This is a genomic window from Streptomyces sp. NPDC040432 (assembly GCF_055595445.1).
Genome location: NZ_JBVIVP010000019.1, coordinates 20,313 through 29,177 on the forward strand (window position 1 = coordinate 20,313; position 8,865 = coordinate 29,177).

General features: G+C 74.0%; 4 protein-coding genes. All 4 read left to right on the top strand.

Going from position 1 to position 8,865, the window contains the following annotated elements:
• Positions 1-12 precede the first annotated feature (12 nt).
• The 4 genes from ACZ58N_RS29515 to ACZ58N_RS29530 all read left to right on the top strand — a co-directional run bounded on the left by ACZ58N_RS29515 (position 13) and on the right by ACZ58N_RS29530 (position 8,712).
• Positions 13-3,771 (top strand): S8 family peptidase, encoded by a 3,759-nt coding sequence (locus tag ACZ58N_RS29515; protein WP_471165859.1) that lies wholly within the window; start codon positions 13-15, stop codon positions 3,769-3,771.
• A 1,113-nt stretch (positions 3,772-4,884) separates the two neighbouring features.
• Complete coding sequence (locus ACZ58N_RS29520; protein ID WP_471165862.1) at positions 4,885-6,342, top strand: protein phosphatase 2C domain-containing protein; 1,458 nt, start codon at positions 4,885-4,887, stop codon at positions 6,340-6,342.
• Between the two features lie 66 nt (positions 6,343-6,408).
• Positions 6,409-8,151: a pyruvate dehydrogenase gene (locus ACZ58N_RS29525; protein WP_471165865.1), complete on the top strand. Its 1,743-nt coding sequence runs from the start codon at positions 6,409-6,411 to the stop codon at positions 8,149-8,151.
• A 198-nt stretch (positions 8,152-8,349) separates the two neighbouring features.
• A complete protein-coding gene (locus ACZ58N_RS29530) occupies positions 8,350-8,712 on the top strand; it encodes an ATP-binding protein (protein WP_471166042.1) in 363 nt (120 codons plus the stop codon).
• Positions 8,713-8,865 lie beyond the last annotated feature (153 nt).

An 8,865-nucleotide genomic window follows, 5' to 3' on the forward strand; every position in this document is an offset into this window, starting at 1 on the left:
CTGGGGAGAGCGATGCGCCCGATATCGCGAACGGCGGTCGGGGCGGCCACAGCGGCCGTCCTCGCCGTCACCGCAGTCGGCCCGTCCGCGGCACAGCCGAGCGACGGCCGGCCGGGACCGAGACCACTCGTCGGGAGCGGGGCGGCGGGCGCGCGGCCCGCGGCGCCCGTCACCGTCACCCTCGTCACCGGAGACCGCGTCCTGGTGTCCACGGACGCCGCCGGCCGTACCGCCGCGACCGCGATGCCCCGGGACGACGGCAGCCAGCCGGTCGTCCAGACCCGGCAGAGCGGCGAGGACGTCTACGTCTACCCCCAGAGCGCGGTCAAGGCGCTCGCCGCGGGCCGGGTCGACGAGGAACTCTTCAACGTCACCGGCCTGATCAGGCAGGGCTACGACGACGCCCACAGCGGGAGTCTGCCGCTGATCGCCGTGTACGACGGTTCCGTCAGCGTCGCGCGCAACACCCCGCCCGCGCCCCGCGGCGCCGACCGGTCACTGGTCCTCGGCTCCATCGGGGCCGTCGCCCTCGCCGCAGACAAGCAGCGGGCCGCCGACTTCTGGGCCGACGTCTCCGCCGGTGGCGCCTCGCGCGCCGCGGGCGGGCTGAAGAAGCTGTGGCTCGACGGCAAGGTCCGGGCGAACCTCGAACGCTCCACCCGGCAGGTGAACGCCACCGCGGCCTGGGCCGCCGGACTCGACGGCGCCGGCACCAAGGTCGCCGTCCTCGATACGGGCACCGACCTCGAACACCCCGACCTCAAGGGCCGCGTCCGCGCGTCGAAGAACTTCACCGACTCCGACACCGACGCCGACCGGCAGGGCCACGGCACCCACACCATCTCCACCGTCGGCGGATCCGGGGCGGAGAGCGGCGGCGCCAAGAAGGGGGTCGCGCCCGGCGCCGAACTCCTCAGCGGCAAGGTCCTCAACGACCAGGGCCAAGGCCTCGATTCGTGGATCATCGCCGGGATGGAATGGGCCGCGGCGAGCAAGGCCGACGTGGTTTCCATGAGCCTCGGGGACCCGTCGCGAACCACGTGCGACGACCCGCTCGCAGCGGCGGCCGAGCGACTCTCGCAACAGGGGCCCCTGTTCGTCGTCGCCGCCGGCAACTCCGGCCCCGGGAACAACACGGTCTCCTCGCCCGGCTGCGCCCCCAGCGTGTTGACCGTCGGCGCCGTCGACCGTGACGACACCACCGCGGGCTTCTCCAGCCGCGGCCCCGCGGGGCCCGCCCACACCCTCAAGCCCGAGATCGCCGCCCCCGGCGTAGGGATCTCCGCCGCCGCCGCGGGCGGCCGGGGCGTGTACGCGTACCAGTCGATGTCCGGAACCTCGATGGCCACCCCGCACGTCGCCGGAGCCGCCGCCATCGTCAAACAACGCCACCCGGACTGGAACGCGCGGCAGCTCAAGGCCGCCCTCGTCGGCTCCGCGAACACCGCCGTACCCGGGGACGTACGCGAGACCGGAGGAGGTCGCCTCGATGTGAAGGCGGCCCTCGACGCCACCGTCACCGGCGCCCCCGCCGTGCAGGGCGGCACGTACAACTGGCCGCAGGACCACAGCGACCGCGCGGTCGTCGAGGTGCCGTACACCAATGCCGGCAGCAGGCCGGTCACCTTGAACCTCCGAGTCGAGAAGGTCACCGGCAACGACGGCTCCGCCGTCCGCTCCCGGGTCGCCCGCCTCGACCGGCGCACGATCACCGTCCCGGCCGGCGCCACCGTCAAGGTGCCGCTCCACCTCGACCCGGCCGCCGGGCTGGAGCGCTCCCAGTACGGTGACGTCACCGGACGCGTCGTCGCCACGGCCGGCGGAGTACAGGTCTCCACCCCCTTCTCCCTGTACGTGGAGCCCGAGACCGTCACCCTGCGGGTCAAGCTGATCGACCGCGCGGGCCGGCCCGCCGCCGGACCCTCCTCGCTGGACGTCATCGGCACCGACGACGCCTCCGGCGAGCGCCGCTTCAACGAGGGCTCCGTCGACCAGGTCTACCGCGTGCGCCCCGGCGCCTACTTCCTCTCCGCGTTCGTCGGCACCCCCGACGCCGGTGACGGCGCCGAACTGATCGACTCCCTGACCTACCTGGGCCGCCCCCGGACCGAGGTGAAGAAGGACACGACCATCGTCCTCGACGCCCGGAAGGCCGGCCGCCTGACCATCGACGCCGACAGGCCCGTCGAGGCCCGCAGCACCACCCTCGGCTTCGCCCGCAGCTGGGACGACACCTGGTTGCACGCCGGCACCGCCATGGGCGGCCGGACCATCCGCGGGTACTACGCCTCCGTCGAAGGCCGGCCCAAGGACGGTGAGTTCGAGTTCGCCGGCTACTGGCGGGCCGCCGCCCCCCTGATCTCCGCACTCAAGGTCGTCGGCGGCCCGACGCTCCACCCGACCACCGCCTCCACGGGCAGCGACAACCTCGACGGAACCGGCCGCGCCCGACTGGTCGACGCGGGCACCGGTACCCCCGAGGAACTCGCCGCCGCCGGCGTCAAGGACGCGATCGTCCTGGTGAAGGCCACGGACGGCGCCCTCCACGAGGTCGCGCGGGCCGCCGGGGACGCGGGCGCCAAGGCCGTCCTCGCGCACCGCGAGGGTCCCGGCCGCTGGCTCGCCTCCACCGGCTACGCGGGCGACGCCCTCCCGACCATGACCGTCGAGTCCGCCGAGGGCCGGGCGCTGCTCGCCCGGCTCGCGACCGGCCCCGTCACGCTGGAATGGAAGGGCACCGCGAAGAGCCCGTACCTCTACAACCTCGCCTTCCCCGAGAGCGGAGAGATCACGTCGGACCGCACCTACCGGGTCCGCGACCGCGACCTCGGGCAGGTCGACTCCACCTACCACTCCATGGGTGTCGCGGCCGACTTCATCGACCTGTCCGGGGCCTACCGGCCGATCGGCAGCGCCGTGCACTTCGGCGGGTTCGAGACGGTCGCCGCGCCGGGCGCGCGCACGGAGTTCTACACCGCCGGGGACACCACCTGGGACCAGCTGCTCTCCAGCAGCTTCCCCTGGGGCGAGTTCATGACGGGGCAGCAGCGGACCTACACCAAGGGGACGACGACGAAGACGAGTTGGTACGACGGGGTGATCGGCCCCGTGGCTCCCCGCGATCCGGCGGGGAAGGAAACCCTGGCCGCGGAGCGCCAGGGCAACCTGATCGGCTTCGCCCCGGCCATGTGGGGGGACACGGCGCACCACGCGCAGCCCGGTTCCTTCGGTGACATCGGCGGCCTGCAACTCGTGCGCGACGGGCAGGTCATCGGGGACAGCCCCTATCCGTTCGGGGTGTTCGAGGTCCCGGCCGAGGCGGGTCGCTACGAACTCACCCAGTCCACCGAGAAGATCGGCCCGCCCGCCCGCACCTGGCAGCGCTCGACCGCCGTACGCACGACCTGGGGCTTCACCTCGAAGCTCGATCCGTCGGCCCACTCGCAGGGCCTGCCCGTCCTCTTCCCGAGGTACGCGGCCCCCCTCGACGGCATGAAGACGGTCGCCGCCGCGGACGGTCAGAGCATCGGACTGGGCGTCACCGGGCACGCGGGCTACGCGCCGGGAGCGTTGAAGTCGGCGAAGCTGTCGTACTCCTACGACGGTGAGACCTGGAAGGCGGCGCGGACCGCTGAACGGGGCGGCCGGTGGACGGCCGTCGTCGACCACGCGGGAGCCTCCGGCAAGGCGGTCTCGCTGAAGGTCGAACTGGCCGACGCGAACGGCGCCACGGTCACCCAGACGGTCATTCGGGCGTACGACGTCCGCTAACCCGTACGGGTGGAAGGGAGGGGGTCCACCGGGCGGCGGCCCGGTGGACCCTTTTCGTGCGTTCGGGGTTTTCCGCCGCCCGGGTGGGCCGACAATGAGGGCATGAGTCAGCAGGGCGCGGAGGACTGGTGGCAGAAGCTCTACGACGATCCGGAAACGGGACCGGAGCCTGATCCGGGGGACACCCTGGACCACCGGTTCCGCTCGGCGGCCGGCCTGGTGACCGACCCGCCCACGACCCCGCTGATCCCACCCCAGCACGGCCCACCGCCGCCCCGGGACCAGGAAGCGGCCACGGACCCGCCGTCGGTCGGGGAACCGGGGCCGGGTGCGTTCCCGGGCGGGGGCCCGGCGTCGCCGTCGGGCGCGTCCGTGGGTCCGGGGCCGGAGCCGTCCTCCGGTACGTCACCCGGTCGGGGGCCGTCGAGGCCCTCCGACGCCCTGCCTGACCGGGATGCGACAGCAGCCCCGGGGGCCTTCCCGGACCGGGATGCGACAGCACCCTCGGGGGCCTTCCCGGACCTGGGGCCGCAGCCGTCCACGGGCACGGATCCCGTCGCGCCGGTCCCTCCGCAGCAGGCTCCGGCGGGGCCGGTCCCGCTGCCGCAGGAACGGTCGCCCGAGCGGCCACCGCCCCGGATCCCGTCCGCACCGCCCCCTCCGTCACCGAATGCGGCGGGCCCGGCTCCGTTCGCGCAGGGTCCGGTGGTCCCGCTGTCGAAGGAACGGCCGTCGCCGGGGCCGTCCGCGCCGGTTTCCGGGCCACCTCCCCCGCCGCCGTGGCCGCCGCAGGCTCCGGCCCCGCAGCGGCCGGTGCCGGAGGGCGCGCCCGGGCAGGGTGCCGGGTCTCGGATTCCGGTACCGCCCCCGCCGGGGCCGTCGGCGCCGATCCCCTTGACCGGGGCCTCATCGGGGCAGGTTGCGCCGCCCGAGGTTCCGCCGGTGCCGACCCCGTCGGCGCAGGCGCCGGCAGGTTCCGCGCCGGGTGCCTCGGGTCCGCCGGCGGCAGAGCCGTTGCTGCCGGGACCCCGCCGGGTCGCGTCCGGGCCGCCACCCCCACCGGCGCCGCGTGATCCCCGTCTGGCGGGGGAGACGGGGTACGCGCAGGGGGACGTGACGGTGCCGCCGGCCCTGCCGCCGGAGCCGACCGAGCCACCCGTACCGTTCGGGTCGCCCCACCCGTCCGCGCCGCCCGCCGACCGGGCCCCCGGCGGCCCGGTCGGCGGCCCGGAAGCAACGCCCGGGCCGGCCCCCGCGTACGGCGCTTCCGCCGAGCTTCCGCCCTGGCTCTGGGGCGCGCCACCGGCCCGTACGGTCGGCCCGGGGTTCGGGCAGGGCTCCCCGCAGGCCCCGTCCAACGGTCCCGCCGGTCCGGACCCGGGGCAGGCGCCGCCCGCCGGGTCCGCCGCGCCGGCGCCCCCGCAGGACCCGCCCGCCGCTGCGGGCAGGCCGGATCTCCCGCCTCCTCCTCCCGTCTCCGCCGGCCCGTCGCACCCGCGGACCCCGTCCGTACGGGACGCCGGGGCCGGGGCGCCGCAGGCGCTGCCCGCCCGGCCCGTCGGGCCGGGCATCCCGAGGGAGACCGCCGCCGGGCCGGCGACGCCCGGCGGCGCCCCGCACGCCGCGCCGCCGGTTTCCGCCGGGGCTCCGCCGGGCGGGCCGTCGGCGTCCGGTCGCGAGCGGCCCACGGTCAGCCACCTCGGGGACCGGGCTCCGACGTACGCCCCGGAACCGGGGGCGCTGCCCGCGGCCGACCCCGCCGCGCTGGACGACCTGACCCCCGACACGGTTCTGGAGGGGGCCCGCTACGGCGCCTACACCCTGCGCGCCGCCTCGGTGCGCGGTGACTCCGCCCGCTACCGGGGCGAGGCGCGCCGGGACTGCCTGCTCACCGCCCGCTTCGGCAGTGGTGACGACGGCCTGGTGCTGGTGGTCCTGGCCGGCGGGGACCGGGCGGCCCCGGGGGTCGGGGAGGCCGCGGCCGAGCTGTGCCACACGGTCGCCGCGGCCGTCGGGCGCAGCCGGGAGCGGTTGGCCGACGACATCCGGGCGGGGCGGCGCGAGGCCCTGCGCTCGGGGCTGCAACGACTCACCGACCGGGGGTACGGACGCCTCCGCGCCCGCGCGGCCGAGCTGGGACTCCCCGAGGACGCCCGTACGGCCGGGCTGCGGGGCCTCCTGCTGCCCCTGGACCCGCGGTGTCCCCACCGGGTGTGCTTCGGCGCGGGCCCGGGCGGGGTCTTCCGGCTGAGGGCGGGCGAATGGCAGGACCTGGAGCCCGGCCCCGGCGGCGGCCCCACCGTTCCCGGTCCCGACGCCGAAGCCGGTGCGGGCCCCGGGATCGGCGGCTTCCGGTTCCGGGCCTCCGTGGCCCGTCCCGGTGACACGCTCCTGCTGTGCTCGGGAGGCCTCGCCGAGCCCATGCGGGAGGAGGCCGCCCTGCCGGCGGAACTCGCGGCCCGCTGGTCGGAGGGCGAGCCGCCCGGCCTCGCCGCGTTCCTCGCCGACACCCAGCTCCGCCTCAAGGGGTACGCCGCCGACCGGACGGCCGCCGCGGTCTGGGAGGCGTAACGGCACGGAACGTGCGTGGATGGGAGGCGCACCCGGCAGTGCCGAACAGGAAAGGGCGCCCCCTCCATGGCCAAGCAGAACGTGGCGGAGCAGTTCGTCGACATCCTCGTGCGCGCGGGCGTGCGGCGGATGTACGGAGTCGTCGGCGACAGCCTCAACCCTGTCGTCGACGCCGTCCGCCGGACCGGTGACATCGAGTGGGTCCAGGTCCGGCACGAGGAGACGGCCGCCTTCGCGGCGGGCGCCGAGGCGCAGATCACGGGCAGGCTCGCCGCCTGCGCCGGTTCCTGCGGCCCCGGAAACCTGCACCTGATCAACGGGCTGTACGACGCCCAGCGGTCGATGGCACCCGTCCTCGCGCTCGCCTCGCACATCCCCTCCAGCGAGATCGGGCTCGGCTACTTCCAGGAGACCCACCCCGACCAGCTCTTCCGCGAGTGCAGTCACTACAGCGAACTGATCTCCAACCCGCGGCAGATGCCCCGGCTGTTGCAGACCGCCGTGCAGCACGCCATCGGCCGCAGCGGGGTGAGCGTCGTCGCGCTGCCCGGTGACATCGCCTCCCAGCCCGCGCCCGAGAAGGCGGTCGAGCACGCCCTGGTGACCGCGCGGCCCACCGTGCGGCCCGGTGACGGGGAGATCGAGAAGCTCGTCCGGCTCGTCGACGAGGCCGAACGGGTCACCCTTTTCTGCGGCAGCGGCACCGCCGGCGCGCACGCCGAGGTGATGGAGTTCGCGGGCCGGGTCAAGGCCCCGATCGGGCACGCCCTGCGCGGCAAGGAATGGATCCAGTACGACAATCCGTACGACGTCGGCATGAGCGGGCTGCTCGGCTACGGCGCGGCGTACGAGGCCACGCACGAGTGCGACCTGCTGATCCTGTTGGGCACGGATTTCCCGTACAACGCCTTTCTCCCGGACGACGTGAAGATCGTCCAGGTGGACATCCGTCCCGAACACCTCGGTCGTCGCTCGCAGTTGGACCTCGCGGTCTGGGGGGACGTACGGGAGACCCTGCGAGCGCTGAACACCCGGGTCAAGGCCAAGACGGACCGCCGCTTCCTGGACCGGATGTTGAAGAAGCACGCGGACGCCCTGGAGGGCGTGGTGAAGGCCTACACGCGCAAGGTGGAGAAGCACACGCCGATCCATCCCGAGTACGTGGCGTCGGTCCTCGACGAACTCGCCGATGAGGATGCGGTGTTCACCGTCGACACCGGCATGTGCAACGTGTGGGCGGCGCGCTATCTTTCACCGAACGGAAAGCGGCGCATCATCGGCTCGTTCAGTCACGGTTCCATGGCCAACGCACTTCCGCAGGCGATCGGGGCGCAGTTCACCGACCGGAGCCGTCAAGTGGTCTCGATGTCGGGTGACGGCGGTTTCTCGATGCTGATGGGAGATTTCCTCACCCTGGTGCAGTACGACCTGCCCGTCAAAGTGGTCCTCTTCAACAACTCATCACTGGGAATGGTCGAGTTGGAGATGTTGGTTTCCGGCCTTCCCTCGTACGGAACCACGAACCGGAACCCGGACTTCGCCGCCATCGCCCGCGCGGCGGGCGCCTACGGGGTCCGCGTGGAGAAGCCCAAGCAGCTCACGGGGGCCCTCAAGGACGCGTTCCGGCACAAGGGGCCCGCTCTGGTGGACGTGGTGACCGACCCCAACGCCCTGTCGATTCCACCGAGGATCAGCGCCGAGATGGTGACCGGTTTCGCACTATCCGCCAGCAAGATCGTGCTGGACGGAGGGGTGGGGCGGATGATCCAGATGGCTCGATCCAACCTCCGCAACGTTCCGCGCCCGTAAGTCCGCAGGAGTGCGAATTGCCCCGGGGGGCATGCATTCCGTAGACCAGTTCGAGCAAGGTGGATGCGGGGGAGGTACATCGCCGTGCGGGTGGGGGCGAATACCGGAAAGCTGTGGAAGAGAGGCCGGCCGGTGCCGCGGGAACCGTCCGCCGGGGGCGACGGCGGCGCGGCGGACGTGGTACGGATCAGGCGGAGCGTGGACCGGGCCGATCTGAAAGCGGTCGGCGAGGTCCGGCGCGCGCTGCGGGAACTGCTGCGCCACCGGTGCCGGACCGACGCGGCCGACGTCGCGGAGCTGCTGATCACCGAACTCGTCACGAACGCGCTCGTCCACACCGATCACGGCGCGGAGGTGTCCGCGAGCCTCGCCGCCGCCACGTTGAGGGTCGAGGTCCGCGACTACACGGCCCGCCGCCCCCGCCCGCACGTACCGTCCGCCGACGACGGTACGCACGGCCGGGGACTGGTGCTGGTCCAGGCGCTCGCCGATGCCTGGGGCGTGGACCCCGCGACGCTCGGGCGCGGCAAGGTCGTCTGGTTCGAGCTGCGCGCGGGCTGAGGGCTGTCCCGTAGTCCCCGGTGGATCGGCGCACGACGGCGGGGGGGGGGGGGGGCGGGGGGGGGGAAGGGGGGAAAAACCCCCACATTCTTTTCGGTCGGTTTGGCCGTACAAAAACCTGTGTTCAGCCCCCTCCCTTTTTTTTCCCTTCTC

Coding starts and splice junctions, on each gene's coding strand:
- ACZ58N_RS29515 (WP_471165859.1), top strand. CDS start 13: ATGCGCCCGATATCGCGAACGGCGGTCGGGGCGGCCACAGCGGCCGTC.
- ACZ58N_RS29525 (WP_471165865.1), top strand. CDS start 6,409: ATGGCCAAGCAGAACGTGGCGGAGCAGTTCGTCGACATCCTCGTGCGC.